This window comes from Kitasatospora sp. NPDC042419, from assembly GCF_056437345.1.
The window spans coordinates 342,198-360,523 of sequence record NZ_JBWKAW010000003.1; the positions used below are offsets into that span (position 1 = coordinate 342,198).

An 18,326-nucleotide genomic window follows, 5' to 3' on the forward strand; every position below is an offset into this window, starting at 1 on the left:
ACAATGATGGATACGGTACGGATCTTCCCGGCCCGGGCGATGGGTCCGCAGGTTCAGGCAGCCGCGCGGTGGATCGCCGTCGACGCTGCTTCGCGCCAGGCGTACGTCCTGTCCGGCAAGGACGGTGAGTGCCCGCTGCTCACCTGGATCGCCAAGGGCCGCGCTCGCGACACGGGGCAGGACTTCGTCTCGGCCGCTCGCGGTATCGGCCTGCGGGAGTGGCCGTCCGCCCCCGTGTCGGGGATCCTCGGCTTCTACCGCCGTCTGAACCTGAACTACCCGTTTCTCGACTACTCCGTCGAGGAGAGCCACCGGGTCGACCGTGGCCTGATGGACGGATACGCGGGCCACGCCGCTCCGCCGCCGGTCGCCACGCCCCGCGAGGGGCCGCAGCTCGGTCTCGACGATGCGCCGCTGGTCGTCACGCCCTACGGTGCGGCCCCGCCACAGGCCGCTCTGCTGTCGGCCTGGCTGTCGGCGGCCGCGCGAATCACCGGGCGCCGACAGGGCCGGCACGGCCCGATCGTGCTGAAGACCAGTCCCTCCGGGGGTGCCCGCCACCCCACCGACCTCGGCGTGATCGTCGGAGACGGCTGGCCCGGCGGGTTGCGCGGCGCCTGGTGGTACGACGGCGACCAGCACGCGCTCACGCGCGCCGACCAGGACCTCCGCCTGGAAGTCGACGTCCCTACTGGCGGGATCGCAGTCGTCCTCACCAGCCACGTCGAGCGGGCCATGTGGCGCTACCGGGACGTACGAGCCTGGCGCCCGGTCCTGATCGACGCCGGCCATGTACTGGAGACGCTCGATCTGGCGGTGCGGGCCACCGGATGGCACACCGCCTGGCTTCCGCTTCCCGCGTTCGCCGGAGGAGACCCGGTCCTCGGCGTACTCGCCGCCACACCGCAGCCGGCCGAAGTACAGGCCCGGGCCCTGCCGGAACTTCGGGCGGCCCTGACCGACAGCGAGTACCGCACCAGCCCGTACCTGTCCCTCGTTCCAGCCGCCGACGGCCTGTACGCGGACGTCCACGGAGAGCCAGGTACACCGCTGCCGCTGACACCGGCTGCGGTGACCGCGCTCGCCTACGCCAACCCGAGCACGCGCGGCGACCGGCCGTCCACTCTTCCGCAGATCAGCCAGAACAGTGGCGCCTCCGTGGACGAGCTCCGGGCACTGGCGGAGGCTGGCGCCTTACTTCCGGCCGAGCAGGCGCAAGCGGCCTGGTCCACGGCAACGCCCTGGGCCAACGCGGGCTGGTTGCCGTCCCTGCTGGTCCATGCCGACGCCGTGCGCGAGGCCCGTGCGATGCCGTCCAAGGCGCCAACCGAGCGCCCGGGCACCGGCCCCGTTCCCTGGACCGCCCTCCCCGCCGCGCTGGCCGCCCGACGCACCCACCGCAGCTTCAGCGGCCTCCCGGTACCCGAGGACACGGTGGAGACCCTCCTCCGCCTCCTGGACGAAGCGCGCAGTGAGGTCCGTCTCAGCCTGCTGCACCCGCACGGGCTCCTCGATGCGGGCACCTACAGGCGCGAGCACTCCGGCGGCTGGGAGCACATCGCGCCAGCGCCGAGCCCGGCCCAGATCCAGGGCGCCGCCATCGGTCAGCCCTGGACCGAGGGCATCAGCGTCGTCGCCTGGCTCGTGCCGCGACAGGACGGAAGCGGCGCCGGAGCCTGGCAGGAGTCACTCCTCCAGTGCGGCCGCGACGCCCAGCGCATCGCCCTCGCGCTCGCGACGGACCGCCGTGTAGGCGTGTTCCAGAGCCCCGCGCTCGTCGACGACCGCCTCGGCCCGCTGGCCGGACTCGACCAACCGCTCGACGGCGCCTACCTGGTGGGCATCGGATCGGCCAAGGGCGCACAGCCAACCACTCCGCGAGAGGGCGCGGCCGTATGAGTGCACCGATCGCCGCCGGCTGGGGCGCCTACGAGCGCCACGACGGATCCTGGGAGGTCCTCGACCACGCGACCAGCACGGCGTACACCGTCGCTGCCCACCTCGGCCAAGCCCTGTGGCGCTCCACGCCGCTCCTGTCCCTCCCGCTCCAACGGGCCCTCGACACGGTATCGGCCCTCGCGCCCCCTGCGCCCCAGGACGACTTCACCGACATCGAGCTGGCCGGTGCCGTCGTCCGCTACCAAGCCGGCGACCCCGCTGTGCTGAAACACCTGCGCACCGCGTTCGCCGTCGCCGCGCCCGGGCAACGCTCCACGCCGGACGTCATCTGCCGACTGGACGCCGGAGCCCGGCTCGACCTGCTGCACCGATCGATGAACAGCCTGCGCGACAGCGTGCACTACCGGCTGCCCCACCAGAGCGCTTGGCAGCCGCTGAGCGGGGAACTGCCAGCGCTGCCGCCGCTGGCGGCCCCGCCGTACCGGGGCCGGTTCTTCGCCCTGCACGCCGCGCTCCTGGTCCTGCCGTCCGGCCGGTCGCTGCTCGTGTGCGGAAACCAGAAGGCCGGCAAGACGACGGCCTGCCTCTGGGCCCGCGACGGCGGCCAGGCCGCCGTCGCCACCGACGAATCCGTCCTGATTGACACGTTCACCGGTACCGCGTTCGGTACTCCCCTGCCCACTGCGGTGCGGTCCGATGGCCACCGAACGGTCGTACCACTGGCTGCCGACGCCACCACCCACCTCGGCGCCACTCTGCCCGCCGCGGTCGTCATCCTCTCGACCGGCCGCCACCCGTCCGGCCACGCCCTCACCACAGCCCGCACCACAGACGAGGCCCTGGACTGGCTCACCGATCACATCCGCGACGCCGGAGCCAGTCCTTGTGCCACCCGCCGGGCCGCCCGAATGCTCGCCGGCCGCGTGCCAGTTCACCGGCTCGCCGTCTCCCCCTGGCCCGCCCTGCGCGGGGACCTCGACACGTCGCTGACCCACCTGCTCAAGACCATGGAGCGCTCCTGATGTCGACTTCCGCCGTGGTCCGACTCGATGAGGCCGACCGCCTCACCCTCCAGCCCGGCCCCGTTCCCGCCGGCCTCGATGCCCAGGTGCAGCGGGCCAACGCCACAGCGGTCCGCCAGGCCGCCGAACGACTGCGCCACCGCCTGGGCGACGGGATCGTCTCGGTACTCGCCAGCCCGTGCTCCACCCCCGTCACGGGCACCGCACACGGTGACGCCAGTCCCCTCCCCGGCCGGACCGCATTCGAACAGTGGCTCACGGACGAACCGCGCCTGATCGCCGGCCCCGGCACCGGAGCCAACGCCGACATGGAACTGCGCGACGCCCACGGGAAGCTGCCCGGCGCCCGCTTCGGCCACCAGCTCGAACCCGGCAGCGACACCTTCCAGATGGACATCCACCGCGTTCGACAGGCTCTCGCCGACGGTGTGACGCTGGGCGTGCGGCAGTTCGACCGATGGTCACCCGCGTTGGCCGAACTCTCCGACGACCTCGTGGCCGTCTCCGGCGCCGATGTCTTCACCAAACTCTTCATCTCCGGCGGCACTACGAGCGTCACCGGCTGGCACAACGACCAGCAGGACGTCATCGCCCTCATGCTCTGGGGTAGCAAGCAGTTCCAGCTCGGCGACTGGGACACCCCCGACGGAGGCCCGCCCAACCGGGTCGTCGCCGACAGCGTCCTTGGCACCGGCGACTGCCTACTGTTCCCCGAGCGCCATCCCCACCAGGCCGTGCCCCTCGGCGACGACAGCGGTCTCCTGTCCATCGCCCTCCTGCGCCACCACAACTGGATCTCCCGCGACCAGGTCCCGTCCCACCTCGGCGTGAACGACTTCGCGCCCAGCGAAGAGCTCTACCGGCATCTGCTCCGTTCCCGCATCCGCCTCTCCCCGGCCCCTGCCGAGCCCACCGGGAAGACACTGCTTCGGACCCGGATGCCCGGCGGAGCGAAGCTCCTCGGCACCACTGACGACGGCCGGCTGCTCCTCTCGGCTGCCGGAAGCGTGCACGCCGCCACCCCGGCAGCCATCAGCGTGCTGGCACGCGTGCATGATGGCTTCCCCCGCACCGTTGACGAGGCCGTCGCGGGCGTCGATCCGGCAACCGCGGCCGAGGCGGTGCTCGGCCTCATCCACGCCGGGCTCATCATCCAGGTATCCGACCTGCCGTGAAGCAAGGCCCGATGCCTCCGCCGCGCTCTGGCGGGAACAGCACCGCCGCATGGCCCATCGCCAGGCCAACGCCCGAGTGAGGCAAGGCGGGGCTCCGACCGTCGACAAGTCCCCAACGGTGCATGGGGTATGCGTCATTTCACGATTCCGATGGGCTTGCCGGAGTTGATACAGGCCCTCTTGCGTTCATTGGCGAAGTCGGGTGGTATGCAGTGGATGGGTGAACCCCGGCGGCTCTATCGCCAGGGTCCACCCATCTGCCTTCACCCCGTTACGGCTGGGCCGGGAACTCGCCCGCCTTGACAGCATCGAGGAAGTCCTGGAACGCGGCGGGGCCGAACTCCAGCACCGGACCGCGCCGTCGCTGCTTGGTGTCGCGAACCGGGATAGTGCCGGCCGGAGTCCGGCCGACCTCGACGCAGTTGCCGTTCTCGCTGCTGCTGTAGCTGGACTTCGTCCAGCCATGGCCGCCCTGGTCGAGGGCGGTGCCGTCTCGCATGATCATCCTCCCATTTATCCCAAACTCGCCTTGTTCGTCAGGGATGCCTGCAAGTATGACCGGGTCGCCTGCGGGTCGAGTGCCTGGGACATGAGCAGCTCGAACTGGCGGCTGTGGCGGGCGAGCTTTGCTGGCTGGTCCTTGAACGTCAGGTCCTGTTCGACGTAGGCCACCCCATCACCCGGCAGGTCGCTGAACAGGTAGACAGCGAACGGGCCCGTGGTTCCGACGTGGTAGCCGGAGTCCTCGGTGAGCACCTGGATCGTGATGTTGTCCAAGGCGCAGACCTCGATCAGGTGCGCAATCTGGGCACGCATGAGATCAGCCCCGCCGACGCGCATCCGCAGCGCGGCCTCACCGAGGATGAACCATGCCTTCGGCGGATTCTCCCCGAACAGCACCTGCTTGCGCCGCTCAGCGCGCTCGACGGCCTTGTCGAGCGGTAGCGGGTTGTCATCCTTCCAGCGGAACCGGGCGCTGGCGATGACCTCCTCGGTGTAGCCAGTGGTCTGCAGCAGGCCCGGGATGATGCCCGGCTCCCAGTTCTTGATGCGCCTGGCGAGCCTCTCGGCCTCGACGAGAGCGCTGAACGCCGGATGAACGTCCTCCGCCGACCACCAGCCGTGCTCCTTGCTCTCCTTGGCCATCGCCCTGAGCGAGTCAGCGGTGGCCAGATCCAGGTTGAACTGCGTGGCCCATGAATTCACATCGTGGACCTTGATGATGTTCCGGCCTGTCTCCAGCCGCCGAACGACCGCAGCCGAGAGGCCAAGGGCATCGCCGAGCTGCTCACGAGTGAGCTTGTGCTGCTCGCGGATCCGGCGGAGCCGACCGCCGAGGAGGTGTCGGAGGAACGGCACGCCGGCGGGGCGTTCCTCCTGCTCTTCTGTCGTGACCTCTGCGTCCATGCCCCACCCCTATCAGTCGCCCCTGATTCAACGTCAAGTCTGATGCACGCGCGCCCGGCGCCAGGCGGTCACCACCGTCAATTGACGGTGGTGACATGTGTTGCATTTCAGTCCTGAGTACGAGACCGTAGCAGTGCCTTCACCGACCGTGGCCTGCACCACACCTTCGGTGATCTGTCGCTGTCGCCGTGCTCACCGGGGGTCTCCCATGTCTGAGTTGCTGCGCCCTGCCCACCTGGGCGCTCCGTTGGCACCACGCCGGCCATTCCGGCTGGCTTTGCATGTAGCCCCGACCGTGAAGGACGCCGCAGAAGCCCGGCGGATCCTCCTCGACGGCATCAGCCGGTGGGGTCTCGCCCTGCCGTCCGAGCGGATCGGAGACATCGGCCTGCTGGCCGGTGAGGTGATTGCCAACGCGGTCATCCACGCCGGTACGCCGACGACCGTCAGCGCGGCTTGGACGGGCACCGCAGTCCGCGTCGAGGTGTCTGACGAAAGCCTCCAAATGCCGCTGGTGAAAGACCAGTTCGGCGAGGCGATGACCAGTGGCCAGGGCCTCAACTTGGTCCGGGCACTGTCCAATGCCTGGGGAGTGCGAACCGACGAGAGCACTGGCACGAAGGTCGTCTGGTTCGAGTGCGGGCCCCGGCAGGAGCCCTCCATAGGTCAGCCAGACGCCACGGTGGCGCCGCCACAGGAGCGCCCTCACGACGCACCGCGGTGCCGTTCGCCCCGTGCGCACGCTCTGCGGCCCAGGCCGAGGCACGCCGGATTCCACCGCAGGAGCGGGACCGCGATGGCCACCGCCGAACGCACCACCGCCGACCTGCGCCGCCGGGGCGTCGACCACGCCCCGCCGGACCGACTTGCCACCGCCGAGGCGGAGGCCGCGCCGGATCTGCTGCGGCCCAGGCGCGAGGCGGTCGACCAGATCCCCGCATGAGCAGCACCGCGGAGGTCTCCGGGGATGCCTTTGCCTCAACGCACTGGCGTCACCGGACTCCAGGATGCCGACCCCGGACAGCGTTGGGGCTGGCGGCCCTCTCGAAAGGGGCGAGCCCCGCACCACCGTTCCGGGGCAACCGTGGCCCTCCGTTTCAGCGGCGTGGCGGGACCTGTCGGCGACGTTCGGCCTTGGTGCCTGCGCTGTTCGGCTGCTCCCGTCCCGTGGCACGGCGAAGGAGGTGGCTCCCGCCTGACCAGAGGCAACCGGACGCCTCTCGCTTGAATCCCCAACGAAGGGCTTGTGATGAGCGTCAGACGAATCACGCCGCCGCACGTACTCGGCGGGCGCTGGCTCGCCGGAGTCAGCAGCACCCCTCACACGATCACGGACTTGTGGCGCGACGGCCTGCTCGCCCCGGTGCAGCTTTCTTGCCGGTTCGACGCGGTGCTGCTCTTCGGTGGGGACCTCACCGCCGCGGTGGTGGCCGAGCTGACATCAAACGGCATAGCTCCCGGCCCGGTGCTGTACGACCACGGCGACAAGCGAAGCTACTGGCTGGTGGCGGTACGCCCCGGTGCGGGGTGGCAGATGAAGGACACGGAGCTGCTGACCGCCCCCGAGGACGGCAGCGAGCCCCCGACGCTACTGATGCCAGCACCGGGCGCCGGACCAGTCGGACCTCGGCAATGGCTGGTCATCCCGGACGGCAGCGGCAGGCTGACCAACCGCGAGGACCTCGCCGTCGCTCTCCGTCGCGCACGCACGGCCCTGGAACGCGGTCGCCGACTCCAGGCGATCGCCCAACGCCGCCTGATCACAGCCGGGGACAGCTCCGGCGCTAACCGACCACCACCACCTGAACGCATCCCTCCGCCTGGCCTGCGCGCAGCATCGCCGGTTTGTTCACCGGCCAGCCCGTGAGGGTCTCACTGCCAACCGTCGCCACTCAGCGGCCAATTCGCCCTGCGCTTCAGGCGGACGCTGTGTGATCCCGGCGATCAATGACGGCCTCGTCCCCCACACACGCTCGGGCTTCTACTACGCCGTCCTTCACCGTCTGACCAGAACCAAGGAGTAACCGTGCCCCACCTGCAACCGATCTCCCTCGTCGCCCTGGTGGCCGGCACCACGGGTGCCGTCGCCGCCATCCACGTCAGCCCCGAGGGCCTTGTCCTGGGTACCTCGCGCGGCATCGACCGTGACGACGCCGACCGCTGGGCGGCCGCGATGTCGGCGTTGGGCGCTGTGAGCATCAATAGCGTCGGCATCGTCGGCGTTCTCACCTCGGGCGCGTACCCGTGGGGTCACAGCGTGATCGAGGACCGGTTCGGCCAGACCCTCACGCTGGTGGGCGCGCCCGACCGGTCCATGCTCGCCGTGGTCGGTGCCAAGGGCGCGGACCTGGGGCAGATCGCGGCTCGCCTGATCGAACTCGCCGACCAGGGCTTGGCGGTGGCGGCGTGAGCACGGCGCCGGAGGACCGGAGAGGTCCGGCCCGCCCGATGCCGCTGCCCGCCGTCCTGGCTGCCCCTCACTTCCCCGACCCGCACAGCCCCGGCATGGCCGGGCTCGCGGCCTACCTCGCCCGGCGCGGCGCCCGGGTGACGATCGCACCGCGGCAGGACAGCCACCACAACGAACTGCTCCGGCACCTCGACCGCACCGGTGCGGCGCTCCAGCCCGTGGACCAGCGCACGACGAGCCTGATCTGGGGCGGGGACAACACGGCCGTGCCGGAGATCCTGGATCTCGCGACCGGCCCGGGCCTGCCGACGATGGGCCACTGCCGGGCGATCGAGTTACTCGCCGCCACCGCGCCCACCGTCGTCGCCGTCGCGGGCAGCCACAGCACCGCTACGGCCGCAGCTGCCCTGACCTGCGCGCTCACCGTCCGCGACCCGGGCTGGATCCTCAACGCCGCTCCCCGCGGCGACGCCCCCGGCTACGACGGCGGCGGCGAGGTCCTGGTCGTCGACCTCTGCCCGGACACCGCACTCCACGAGGCCGCCGCGCCCGGACGGGAACACCACACCCTGGGGGAAGGGCTCCGACCGGCGGTCACGCTGGTCACCGCCGCCGACGTGGCACCGCCGACGTTCGCGGCGCGCGAGGACGCGCTGGACGAAATCGAGGCCCTCGCCCGCCGCAGCGAGACCGTGGTGGTGTGGTCCGGCCAGCCGGGCTACGCGCAGCTGCTGGAGCGGCTGCGCCGAACACCGGGGCCCAGGGTGGTGACGGTCGGTCGGGGCGAGGGCATGGACGTGGCTGTCCTCGGGATGCGGTGGAGCGGTGAGGAGTACCGGCTCACTCTCCAGGCGGGCGGTGAGCGGTTCGCCGTCACCGTGCCTGCCGCCGGTACGAAGGAGGCCCTCGGCGTCGCGGCGGCGTTCGCGGCCGGCTGGGCGCTCGGGCTGTCCGGGAAGGAGCTGGCCGACGGGCTGGGAGCGTTCCCGGGCGTCGAGCGGTCACTGACCCGCCTGGGCACGGTCGGCGACGTAGCCGTGGTGGAGTCCTGTGCCCAGCACCCGGAGGAGATCGCCGCCGCCGTCGAGGGTGCCTGGGTGCTCACCGAGGGCGCGGTGATCGCCGTGTTCGAGCCGGTCGGCCACCTGCGCACGGAGGCGCTCGCCGAGCGGATCGCCGACGCCTTGCGCGGCGTCGACCACACGGTGGTACTGCCCGTCCACTCGACACTGGCCCGCGCCCAGTGCCACGCCGACGGCATCGAGGCCCTCGCCCGCGCCGACTTCGGCGGAACGCTCGTAATCCCCGGACCCGGTCCGTGCCGGCCCGGTCCTGCGGTCGTGGCCGCCTCCCTCGCCCGCTGCGGCGATCTGATCCTCACCATCGGCCCGCACGCCGCCCGCCGGATCGGCCCCGAGCTGCTGGCCGCGCTCAACCTGCCGCGCTCCGCCGCTTAGCGCGGCACCGCCCCCCACGTTCTCCCTCCACTCAGTCTCTTCGCGAGGAGCTTCGCCATGCCCGATTCCCTGCCCGACAAGCCGGACCTGTCCGAGTCCGAGGTCCTGCTGCTGCGCCAGGTGGCCGGCGGTCACCTGAACGCGGTGGTCAGCCGCGCCACCGGCATCGCCGAGACGAAGGTCGGCGCCGCCGTCACAGCGCTGACGGCCAAGCTCGGGACGCCGCACCGCCACCACGCCGCCGCCCTCGGCGTCGCCTGGGGCTGGGTGCAGGCCGAGGACGTCCCGGTGCTCAACCCCAGCGGCCTGCCGCTGCCCCGCCGCCACCGGGAGGTACTTGCCGCCCTGGTCGCCGGGAAGGAACCGAAGGCGACCGCGAAGCGGCTCCACCTGACGGAGGGCACCGTCAAGACCTACGTCCAGGACATCCTCCGCACCCTGGGAGTCCGTTCCCGGCCGCAGGCTGCCGCCCGCGCCCTCCTGACCGGCCTCGTGCCGCTGAGCGCGCTCGGCGACGGCTGGCCGGACACCAGGCTCGGCCGCCCCGGTGACCGGGCCGCGCAGCCCACCGGGACGAGCTGATGCCGCCGCGCCGCAGTCGGCTCCTCGCAGCCCTGCTCGCCGGGGCGGCCTGCCTGCTGCTGGCACTGGCCGGCGGTTCGGCGACGGCAGCGGCCGTGCTGCACCACGAGCATCCACTGCACGGGCCCGTGGTGCTGGCGGGCACCACCTACGCGCTGGGCCTGGTCCTGCTGCTGGCGGCCACCCGCCTGCTGATAGACAACGGCCTCGCGCGTCGGCACCCGCGCATATGCGGGCCTGGTACGGAGGCATGACGAACCTCCTGATCCGTGCAGCCGACGGTCCGCCAGCACGTCGCGTCCTCGGTTGGGCCTGCCCGCACTGCGGTGAGCGCCTCGCCCTGGCCTGGGACCAGCAGCAGGCGCTGGCACTCGTCGCCGGCGGGGTGTCCGCCTACGGGATCGCCCGTCGGCTCGGACTCGGTGTCGCGGCCCCGGACGGGACCGCCGCCGACGAGCTGGTGGCCCGGTCCCTGGACAATCTGGGAGCGACCAGCCGCGCCCAGGGCATCGACATCGCCTACCGAGCCATGCTTCTGCCCGCCCCCATCCCGCCCAGGTTCCTGAACCGCGACCTGACCGAGGACGAGCGCGAGATCGCGCGCCGCCTCGTCCTCGGCCACACCGTCACTGAGACCGCCGACCTCCTCGGGCTCACACGAGGGAAGATCACCTACATCGTCGGCCGACTCGGCGCGGCACTGGACATCCCCGAAGGCCCGGGGCGCACTGTCATGACCGTCCACCGTCTGCACGGCGCCCGGCTGCTGCCCGACGACCACCCCTGTCGATGCCTCCACGCCGCCGACCCGGCTGCCGAGCGCTGGGTGCAGGGCATCCCATGCCCCTCCTGCCACGTGCGGCCCGTGCTGACGATCACCGAGCACACCGTTCTCGGCCTGCTCGCCGCCGGCAGGACCGACCAGGAGATCGGCGAGCACTTCGGCACCACCAGGACCGGCGGAACCCGCCGGGCCCGGAAAGCACTCAGGTCCCTGGGCGCGGCCACCCGCGTCCAGGCCGTCGACATCGGCTGCCGGACCCGCCTCATCGCCCCGCTGAGGGACCCGCGCGACCCTCGGGAGCTGGTCAAGCCGTGGGACCTGGACGTCATGGGGGAACTCGTCCGCGGCTACACGCTCGCGGACCTCGCCGAACACGGCGGCCCGAGCCACCGCGCCCTCAAGTCACAGATGACCCGGTTCTACACGCGGCTGGGCGCGAACGCAGCCTCCTCGCCGGGCCTGGCCGCCTACATGCTGCACGGCCTGGCCCTCCTGCCGGGCGAGCACCCGTGCCAGTGCGGCGCTCCCCCTCACGCCACCGCCGGCCAGGACCGATAGGTCTGTGCCCCGGACACCTGATCCGCAGGACGACCTGCCCGGAGCAGGGGCTCAGCTGGCCGTGACCAGTCCACCCAGGTCCATACCGACGGTCTTCCCGGCGCGCAGGGCCGCCCTGGCGCGGGCCGCTCCACCCCGGGTGGCCGCCTCATCCCCGCCGACAGCGACCGTGCGCGTGCCGAGGCCCGCGCAGGGGCGGCAGGTGCCCGCCTGGGGCACCGGGTCGTGGCACTTGGCGCACTCGGCGTACCGGGCCGCTGCGGGCCGCACAGCCGCCTGGACGGGCGGCATCTTCCTTTCCAGACGGTAGCGGAGCACCGCGACCGCCGAGTGCACCGGGGCGGGCAGGCCGGGCAGCAGGGCCTGGGCGAGGTCGGCCTGGGTCGCGCCGTGCTCCAGCCACCGCGTGACGAGGGGTGCGAGGTCCTCGGCTTCGGCCTGGCCGAGCCGCAGGCGCGGCTCGGGGCGGATCACCCGGAACAGCGTGGCGACCGCCTCGCGGACCTGCTCGTCCGGCACCGCCACGGGCTGCTCGCCGGTCTTCTCCTCGGGGTCTTCCTCCCGCCCTCCCGTCCTCGCCTGCGGCTCGTCGGCGAGGACCGGTTCGTCGGCCGGCTCGGCGGGGAGGGAGGGTTCTTTCACCAGGTCCTTTACAAGGGCGTCAGCACCGCCGGTGGTCGCTTCACCGGAGACCGGACGGGTGGCACCCGGCAGCACCGTGAGCTGCGGGGTGTCGTAGACGTGGGTCTCGGTGCGGATGGTGCCGTCGGGCATGCGGATCTTCTCGACCCGGTAGAAGCCCGCCTCGGCCAGTTCCTTCAGGGCCTTGCGGATCGCGCCGCGTCCCTGGGGGCTGGTGTCGGCCATGTGTCGGCCGTCCTCGCGCCAGCCGTCGGGGCGGGAGAGGAGGTCCGCGAGGAGGCCGCGGGCGGTGTAGGAGAGCCGTCGGTACTGCAGGACGGTGTTGGGCAGCACGGTGAAATTGCGCACGTGGGCGCTACGATGGACACGCATCGGGAGGTCGCACTCCTGTTGCCGGACCCCGGGGTGTTGGTAGCACCGCCGGGGTCGCCTATTTTCGGTTGGACCACGGAACGTAGCACATGCACTGCCCGAAGATCGACTAAATCGTCCAGCGATCACGATCACACCGGCCAGTCGCGGCAAGGCAATTGGTACACCGCAGCCGTCAATCCTGCGGGAGGGCGGGGCTACCGCCGACCTGGTGGCAGCCCCGCTCCGTCAGCTCAGTTCCAGACGGTGCCGGCGAGCAGTCCGTCGAAGCCGAGTCCGCGGTACATCTCCTCGAACGACTCCCACTCCCGCAGGGGCCCGCCGTCGTCCCCGCAAGCGGTGGTGACGTGGGCGGTCGCCAGGTCGTGTTCGCGCCATTCGTGGGTGCAGCGGCAGCGGACGAAGACGAGGTCGGGCTGGACGTGGATCAGGAGCCAGTCGCGTTCCGCGTCGCACATCGCGCAGGTGATGGTGGTGCCGCGGGGGTTGAGGGGTGCGGGGTGGGGGACGGCGAGGACTTCGGCGCGGTGGGGGTTGCGGTCGGCGTTGGCGGGGTTGGTCAAGTTCGGTGCCCTTCAGCGTCGGTGACGGTTGCAAGTACCACACGACGTCCGGCGGGCGGGGATGCTTCCCGATGACGGGAGAAGACATCGAACCGACACAAAACCCTACGGCTGCCGCCCCGGTGGTGGGGGCGGCAGCCGTCCGGGGGTGCCGTTTATCGGCCGTCTGTGGCCTGCAGTTCGGCTACGGCCTGGCGGGCGAGGTCGGTCAGGTTGGGGTGGTGGCGCAGTCGCTGGGTGACGAGGGCGTGGACGGCGTCTTCCCAGGAGATGGTCGGGTGGTCGGTGTGGAGGTGGGCGATGTCGGCCGGGCCGATGTCGGTGACCTGGTCGCTGTCGAGGCCGGCCCAGACCGCCTGGATGAGCCGGTCCTTGGGAAACATGGCGTCGATCGCCTCACCGACGGCCCCGACGACGCTTCGGTGCAGGCGCTGGCAGGCGGTGGCCCGCAGCTGGTCGTCGGGCGGTACGACCTTGCCGGTGGCTTGGTGGCGGGCGAGTCCTTCCTTGATGTAGGCGATGAGCTCCGGGGAGGAGAAGGCGTTGAGTTCGACGCGCTGGTAGCGCCACTTGGCGGGCTCGCCGTTCGGGCGCCAGGCGATGGCTTCGCCGGTGAACCACGTGTGGGCGGTGTCGGTGAGGTGGGGCAGGATGCGGGCGGGCAGGGCGGCGTCGCGGGTGTCGGGCTCGGAGTCCAGGCCCTTGGCGATGGCGTCGTCGACGGTCAGGCCGAGGTCGATGACCTTGACGCGGTGGTCGGGCATGCGGGCGGTCTCCTCTCCGAGGGTGCGGGCGATGTTGTAGCCGTAGGGGTCGGCGTCGTGGAGGACGAAGATCTGTACGTCGCCGGGGGGCATCTTGGCGAGGAGTTCGCGGCACGCCTCGGTGCCGTAGCCCTCGTTGGTGATGACGGCCATGTCGTACTGCTCGGCGATGCCGGATTCGCGGACCGGCGGCCACAGGCCGGTCTTCTCGATGACGAGGATCTTGTTGTAGCTCCACTGCGGCGGGGTGTACTGCTGGACCTCGCGGGTGCCCAGGCGCACGTCCCGGATCCCGGCGGGGTCGTGGGGGTGGTGGAGGGTTCCGCGGGGTTCGCGGTAGAGGCCCTGGATCGGCCCGTTCTCGCGCTCCCAGTCGGGGATCAGCTTCTGCTCGACGTAGGGGGCCTTGAGCTTGCTGGCGGCGGGCAGGAGCGTCAGCGCGAGCGGGCGGATCTTGTAGAAGAGGGTGTGGGAGGAGAACGACAGGCCCTCGGCGCCGCGGGCCTGGCCGATGGCCTCGTGCAGGACCGTGAACACGGCGTCCTTCTTCGACACCTTCGGCGCGGCCTGGGTCGCGGTGTGCGCCTTGTGGTCCCGCAGCGCTGCCCGCAGCTCGCGCCGGTCCGCGCTCTGGCGGGAGCGCTTGTCCTTGAGCAGTACCCGGGTTGCCGCGGTGAGGGCCTTCGCGCAGGCGTCGGCGACCTCACGGGGGACGACGAGGACGGTCTTGCCCTTGTCGGTGAACTGCGGGACCGGGCAGATGAGATGCACGACGGCGGCCCGCCGGAACTGGTTGCCCGGGCCGGGGGCGGCGTCGGCCTGGGCCAGGAACGAGCCCGCCCCGACGCTGTCGACCTGGTCGCCGACCAGGTGGGTGTGGGCCAGCGGGTCTCCGAACGTCGCCGAGTAGTTCACCGCGAAGGCGACGGTGCCGGGTCGCTTCGTGCGGGCGAGGGCGACCTCGATGCTCCACGGGACGCCGGCCTTGTCGGTCAGCTGCTTGCGCGTGAACCATGCCTCCTCGACGCCGAACGCCTGGTCGAGGACATGGGTGCAGTGGTCGCGGGGCACCTGGCCGAGGTAGGAGGGCGTGGGCGGCTTGCTGTGCTGCTTCATGGCGGCCAGCAGCACCGGCACCTGGTCCGGGTTCTCCTCGAACCCGGACAGGTGCGTGACCTGGGGGACCTGGTCGGCGACGAGCTTGGCCTTGGCCGAGCCGGTCAGGCCCGCGAAGGTGTTGGTGAACGCCCGGACCGTCCGGTCCGCGCCACCCTGGCGGTGCTCGCGGATGTGGGCGAAGACCAGCTTCGCCATCGCGGCATCGTCGTAGTGGTGCGCGCTGGTCGGGTCGGTGGGCAGGGGCTTGCGCCACCCCGGCCGGGCGGTGGGCTCGTAAATTCCGGCCCCTTCTGCGCCGCCGGCCTGAGCGTGGTCAACGAGGCGGGCGTGCGGGTTCACGAGGGCGAACTTTTGCAGCCAGCCGGCCGCCTTCTCGCCGGTGACCAGGTCGGCGGGCAGCTGCACGGTGACCGAGGTGCCGGTGGTGCGGCCGGTGGGGGCCTTGGTGTGGCGGGTGGCGACATCGCCCGAGGGGTCGGCGCAGACGGCGATCTCGTGCCGTACCCCGTGTGCCTCGATGACCACCGGTGCGGTGACGCCGAGGGCGTGGGGGATGCCGAGCAGGGTCTTGAAGGCGTTGCCCTGCATGCCGCGGGTCGGCGAGCGAAGGCTCTCCTTGTCGGAGACGTTGCGGGTGAAGTCCAGGATCCGCTCGACCACCTCTTCCGGCATGCCTGGGCCGTTGTCCGTCACGCACACGCGCGCCACATCGCCGGACCAGGACAGCGCGAGGCCGATCTCCGGGCGCACGCGCGCGGACTCCGCCGCGTCGAGGGCGTTGTCGAGCAGTTCCTTGATCACGACGTCGCCGAACCTCGCGCGGGGCTGTCCGGTCTGGGACTGCAGGGCCCGCCAGTCCAGGAACTCGGCGGTGCGGGACGCCGAGAACACGGTGCGTTCGATGACCGGGATGGAACTCAAGTAGCTGTCTCCGAAGGGGTGTGACGGACATGGGAGTGGGTGGGTCCGGCCTTCCCTCCCCGGCAGTTCGGCGGCGGGGAGGGAGGGGCGTGATCAGCAGGGTGGGCGTGGTGATGCGGACCCGCCCGCCGGTTGGTCACCGCGTTCGGCGTGCCTGGCCGGGTGCGGGCGGCGCCGGCGGCCGGGGCGGCTGGGCGGCCGTGCCCGCCGGTGTGGTGGTGTGGCCGGTGGCGCTCCTGGAGCGGGCCGCGCTGGTGCGGCGGTCCTCCGCCGTGGCCTTCGGCACCGGGGCCGGGAGGCGGCTGTTGCGCCGGATGCGCCAAGTGAGCACGGCGGCGGGCGAGTCGGCGCCGACCAGGTCGCGTTGCCCGGCGGCCCGGGAAAGCAGGGCCTGCACGTCGTGCCCCGCTTGTTCGGCTTCGGCCAACGTGGCCGCGAGTGCCGCCCAGCCGTCCTCGGCGAGCACCCGGACGGCCTGGTCGGCGGGCAGCGCCTGCCGGAGCGCCGTCTCGTGCCGGTCGAGGTCCGCCTCCGGAAGCTGGCGCCCTCGGGTGTCGAGCACGGCGAGCGGGCGCCCAGCGTGCCGGCCGTAGGCGGTACGCAGGTGCGCTGCTGCGGTGTGCGCGGCCTCGGCCTGGCGCTGGTGGCCCTGGGCGGCGTGCCACTTGGCGATGACGATCGTGAGCAGGACCAGGCTGGCCAGGATCGTGGCGGCGGCGGTGCCCTCGTCGCCCCGGCCGCCGTTGCCGGAGCCGGTGTAGAGGAGTTCGCGGGCGGCCGAGCGCATGGCCCGCCGGTCGCTGCGGGCGGCGCGGGTGCGGGCGACAGCGGTGTACTCCAGGGCGCGGGCGGCCTGGTTGATCTCCTTCCTGGACAGGACGGGGCTGGTGAGCGCGAGGGTGTCGAGGACCTCGATCGTGCCGCTGACCACTGCGGCGACCTGGCCAGCCCGGGGCTCGTCGTCGATGGTGGCAGTCGCCCGGTCGACGCTGGTGCTGGCCCGGTACCGGGCCGTGGCCGGACGCCCCTTGTCACCCGGGCGGCTGGGGGCGGGCTGGTCGACGCCGGTGGCGAAGCGCTCGTGGATCTTGGGCAGGGTGAGGTCGGCGGCGAGCTGGCTGCCGGAGAACCACACCGGACCGCCCGGACCGCCGGTGGGCAGGGCGAACTTGTAGCCCTTGGCGTCGCCGGAAGGCAGCCAGCGGACCTCGAACTCGATGCCCTGCGCGGTGAGGCGGGCGAGGAACTCCTCCTCGCCCGCGGCGCCGGCAAGGGCCCGGCGCACACCGGTCCGCAGCCGGGCCCGCCCAGTCTCCTCCAGGCCGAGGCGCTCCGCCTTGCGCAGCTCAGGGCTCTTGGCGCGCTTGGGGATCGCGGCCCGGTACTCCGGTGTGCGGGTCTCGGACCAGTCCTTGAGCCCGTACTGCCGCTCGATCCTGGTGAGCTCGCTCTCCGTCCGGTACTGGTCGCCCCGCAGGCGCGCCTGGGTCAGGTCGGCGCGCACCGCGGTGGCGAGGATGTGGATGTGGTTGTCGCCGTGGTGAACGGCGACCCAGCGGCAGCCGTCCGGGTCGCCGTCGGGGGCGATGCCGGCGGCGGCCACGACCCGGCGGGCGATGGCGCCCCACTCCTCGTCGCTCAGGTCCCGGTCGCCGGGGTCGGCCCGGACCATGCGGTGGTAGACGTGCTTGTTGATCGGCCTGCCGTAGCGAACGACGTGCAGGTCGAGGGCGTCCCGCAGCTGAGCGAGGGTGGCCTCCCGGTCGCGGCCCGGGTCGGGGGCGAAGCCGTCCCATGACGCAACGAGGTGCGGGTCGGTGTGCTCGTTGCGCCGGCCCGGACCGTACAGGTACTCCAGCGCCTTCAGCGTGTTCCTGCCGGAGCGGGCCGTGGTGATCACCGGCGGGCGGCCTTCGCCACACGCATCGCCGTGGCGTCGACCTGGGCGGCAGCCCGGCGGGCCTCGGCCAGCACCTCCCTGGCCTTCTCCAGGGTGGCCTGCGCCGGGCCGTGGTCGATGCCGAGCTGGGCGTTGAGCTGGAAGGCAATCTGGTTGGCGTTGACGCCGACCCGGCCGACCTGCAACCGCGCCGCATCCAGCGCCCGCACGGCCTCGTCCAGTTGCTCGTCGCGGGTCACCGTTCCGGCACCGCCCGGGGTCAGGGCCTGGCGCTCCAGGTAGTCGGCCACGTTCAGGCCGACCTCCTGCGCGAGCCGCTTGATCTGCGCTGCCCGCTCATCGGTGCAGCGGAAACCGAGCTTCTTCCTCTTCGGGTTCTCGTTGTCACGTCGGCGGCGCTTGGGACGACGCGCGGCGGCACGCGAAGCACGCTCGGTTCGGGCGGGCGCGTGAGGCTCGACGGCGGGCGTCTCCTCCTGCTTCGCCGCGCCCTCGCGGTGAAGCTCCGGTGCTGCCGCCCCCGGCAGCACCGGCACGTCCACGCCCCCCTGGGCGTGGACGTCCCCGTGCGCGGCCCCGTAGGGGCCTCGCACGCACTCGCTTGCTCCGCTGTTGACCTGGGGGTGGTCGCCTCCGTTGCGGGCGGGCCTGCTCACGACGCCGGTCGTGTGGGTATGCGGTGCGGGTCGGGTGTCGGTCAGGGGATGCTCCGGGGGATGGTGGGGTCGGGGTGGGCAGTGTCCGGACAGCG

General features: G+C 72.0%; 17 protein-coding genes. 10 read left to right on the top strand and 7 right to left on the bottom strand.

Translation table 11 applies throughout. The features are described 5' to 3' along the window. Positions 1-39: 39 nt before the first annotated feature. From AC067J_RS08880 to AC067J_RS08890, 3 genes are read left to right on the top strand one after another with little or no spacing between them, the layout of a single operon-like run. Positions 40-1,899, top strand: coding sequence for a nitroreductase family protein (locus AC067J_RS08880; protein WP_478297199.1), 1,860 nt, complete (start codon positions 40-42; stop codon positions 1,897-1,899). Continuing rightward, the gene (locus tag AC067J_RS08885; RefSeq protein WP_478297200.1) at positions 1,896-2,921 is read left to right on the top strand and encodes a hypothetical protein; all 1,026 of its coding nucleotides are present in this window, start codon (positions 1,896-1,898) and stop codon (positions 2,919-2,921) included. The genes AC067J_RS08880 and AC067J_RS08885 overlap by 4 nt, the downstream gene beginning before the upstream one ends. Further along, positions 2,921-4,096 (top strand): JmjC domain-containing protein, encoded by a 1,176-nt coding sequence (locus tag AC067J_RS08890; protein ID WP_478297201.1) that lies wholly within the window; start codon positions 2,921-2,923, stop codon positions 4,094-4,096. The genes AC067J_RS08885 and AC067J_RS08890 overlap by 1 nt, the downstream gene beginning before the upstream one ends. A 271-nt stretch (positions 4,097-4,367) precedes the next feature. On the opposite strand, the gene AC067J_RS08895 is transcribed toward AC067J_RS08890, so the two are convergent. Both AC067J_RS08895 and AC067J_RS08900 read right to left on the bottom strand, forming a co-directional pair. Beyond that, a complete protein-coding gene (locus tag AC067J_RS08895; RefSeq protein ID WP_478297202.1) occupies positions 4,368-4,601 on the bottom strand; it encodes a DUF397 domain-containing protein in 234 nt (77 codons plus the stop codon). 8 nt (positions 4,602-4,609) lie between these two features. Then, on the bottom strand, positions 4,610-5,503 hold the full coding sequence (locus tag AC067J_RS08900; RefSeq protein WP_478297203.1) for a helix-turn-helix domain-containing protein: 894 nt from the start codon (positions 5,501-5,503) through the stop codon (positions 4,610-4,612). Between the two features lie 295 nt (positions 5,504-5,798). Between AC067J_RS08900 and AC067J_RS08905 the strand changes: the two genes are divergently transcribed. From AC067J_RS08905 to AC067J_RS08935, 7 genes are all read left to right on the top strand, one after another. Next, positions 5,799-6,446 (top strand): ATP-binding protein, encoded by a 648-nt coding sequence (locus tag AC067J_RS08905; protein ID WP_478297204.1) that lies wholly within the window; start codon positions 5,799-5,801, stop codon positions 6,444-6,446. Positions 6,447-6,752: 306 nt separating this feature from the next. Further along, positions 6,753-7,370 (top strand): hypothetical protein, encoded by a 618-nt coding sequence (locus AC067J_RS08910; RefSeq protein ID WP_478297205.1) that lies wholly within the window; start codon positions 6,753-6,755, stop codon positions 7,368-7,370. Positions 7,371-7,529: 159 nt separating this feature from the next. Further along, positions 7,530-7,913 carry a roadblock/LC7 domain-containing protein gene (locus tag AC067J_RS08915; RefSeq protein WP_478297206.1) on the top strand — a complete coding sequence of 128 codons (384 nt, stop codon included), beginning with the start codon at positions 7,530-7,532 and terminating at the stop codon, positions 7,911-7,913. Continuing rightward, positions 7,910-9,370: a Mur ligase domain-containing protein gene (locus AC067J_RS08920; RefSeq protein WP_478297207.1), complete on the top strand. Its 1,461-nt coding sequence runs from the start codon at positions 7,910-7,912 to the stop codon at positions 9,368-9,370. The genes AC067J_RS08915 and AC067J_RS08920 overlap by 4 nt, the downstream gene beginning before the upstream one ends. Before the next feature lie 57 nt (positions 9,371-9,427). After that, positions 9,428-9,952 (top strand): helix-turn-helix transcriptional regulator, encoded by a 525-nt coding sequence (locus tag AC067J_RS08925; protein WP_478297208.1) that lies wholly within the window; start codon positions 9,428-9,430, stop codon positions 9,950-9,952. Beyond that, positions 9,952-10,206, top strand: a complete 255-nt coding sequence (locus AC067J_RS08930; RefSeq protein ID WP_478297209.1) for a hypothetical protein — start codon at positions 9,952-9,954, stop codon at positions 10,204-10,206. The genes AC067J_RS08925 and AC067J_RS08930 overlap by 1 nt, the downstream gene beginning before the upstream one ends. Then, a complete protein-coding gene (locus AC067J_RS08935) occupies positions 10,203-11,294 on the top strand; it encodes a hypothetical protein (protein ID WP_478297210.1) in 1,092 nt (363 codons plus the stop codon). The genes AC067J_RS08930 and AC067J_RS08935 overlap by 4 nt, the downstream gene beginning before the upstream one ends. Before the next feature lie 51 nt (positions 11,295-11,345). Here AC067J_RS08935 and AC067J_RS08940 read toward each other — a convergent pair whose 3' ends face one another. The 5 genes from AC067J_RS08940 to AC067J_RS08960 form a co-directional block, all read right to left on the bottom strand. Further along, positions 11,346-12,308 (bottom strand): hypothetical protein, encoded by a 963-nt coding sequence (locus tag AC067J_RS08940; RefSeq protein ID WP_478297211.1) that lies wholly within the window; start codon positions 12,306-12,308, stop codon positions 11,346-11,348. A 233-nt stretch (positions 12,309-12,541) separates the two neighbouring features. Then, positions 12,542-12,871 carry a hypothetical protein gene (locus tag AC067J_RS08945; RefSeq protein WP_478297212.1) on the bottom strand — a complete coding sequence of 110 codons (330 nt, stop codon included), beginning with the start codon at positions 12,869-12,871 and terminating at the stop codon, positions 12,542-12,544. A gap of 155 nt (positions 12,872-13,026) precedes the next feature. Further along, positions 13,027-15,675, bottom strand: coding sequence for an ATP-binding protein (locus AC067J_RS08950; protein ID WP_478297213.1), 2,649 nt, complete (start codon positions 15,673-15,675; stop codon positions 13,027-13,029). Positions 15,676-15,811: 136 nt separating this feature from the next. Continuing rightward, entirely contained in the window at positions 15,812-17,575 is a 1,764-nt protein-coding gene (locus tag AC067J_RS08955; RefSeq protein ID WP_478297214.1) for a relaxase/mobilization nuclease domain-containing protein, read from the bottom strand. Continuing rightward, positions 17,572-18,231: a plasmid mobilization protein gene (locus AC067J_RS08960; RefSeq protein WP_478297215.1), complete on the bottom strand. Its 660-nt coding sequence runs from the start codon at positions 18,229-18,231 to the stop codon at positions 17,572-17,574. The genes AC067J_RS08955 and AC067J_RS08960 overlap by 4 nt, the downstream gene beginning before the upstream one ends. Between the last annotated feature and the right edge of the window lie 95 nt (positions 18,232-18,326).

Excerpts from the sequence above, each read along its gene's own strand:
- AC067J_RS08910 (WP_478297205.1), top strand. The coding sequence starts at position 6,753 with ATGAGCGTCAGACGAATCACGCCGCCGCACGTACTCGGCGGGCGCTGG.
- AC067J_RS08900 (WP_478297203.1), bottom strand. The coding sequence starts at position 5,503 with ATGGACGCAGAGGTCACGACAGAAGAGCAGGAGGAACGCCCCGCCGGC.
- AC067J_RS08890 (WP_478297201.1), top strand. The coding sequence starts at position 2,921 with ATGTCGACTTCCGCCGTGGTCCGACTCGATGAGGCCGACCGCCTCACC.
- AC067J_RS08895 (WP_478297202.1), bottom strand. The coding sequence starts at position 4,601 with ATGATCATGCGAGACGGCACCGCCCTCGACCAGGGCGGCCATGGCTGG.
- AC067J_RS08930 (WP_478297209.1), top strand. The coding sequence starts at position 9,952 with ATGCCGCCGCGCCGCAGTCGGCTCCTCGCAGCCCTGCTCGCCGGGGCG.
- AC067J_RS08885 (WP_478297200.1), top strand. The coding sequence starts at position 1,896 with ATGAGTGCACCGATCGCCGCCGGCTGGGGCGCCTACGAGCGCCACGAC.
- AC067J_RS08940 (WP_478297211.1), bottom strand. The coding sequence starts at position 12,308 with ATGCGTGTCCATCGTAGCGCCCACGTGCGCAATTTCACCGTGCTGCCC.
- AC067J_RS08925 (WP_478297208.1), top strand. The coding sequence starts at position 9,428 with ATGCCCGATTCCCTGCCCGACAAGCCGGACCTGTCCGAGTCCGAGGTC.
- AC067J_RS08935 (WP_478297210.1), top strand. The coding sequence starts at position 10,203 with ATGACGAACCTCCTGATCCGTGCAGCCGACGGTCCGCCAGCACGTCGC.
- AC067J_RS08880 (WP_478297199.1), top strand. The coding sequence starts at position 40 with ATGGGTCCGCAGGTTCAGGCAGCCGCGCGGTGGATCGCCGTCGACGCT.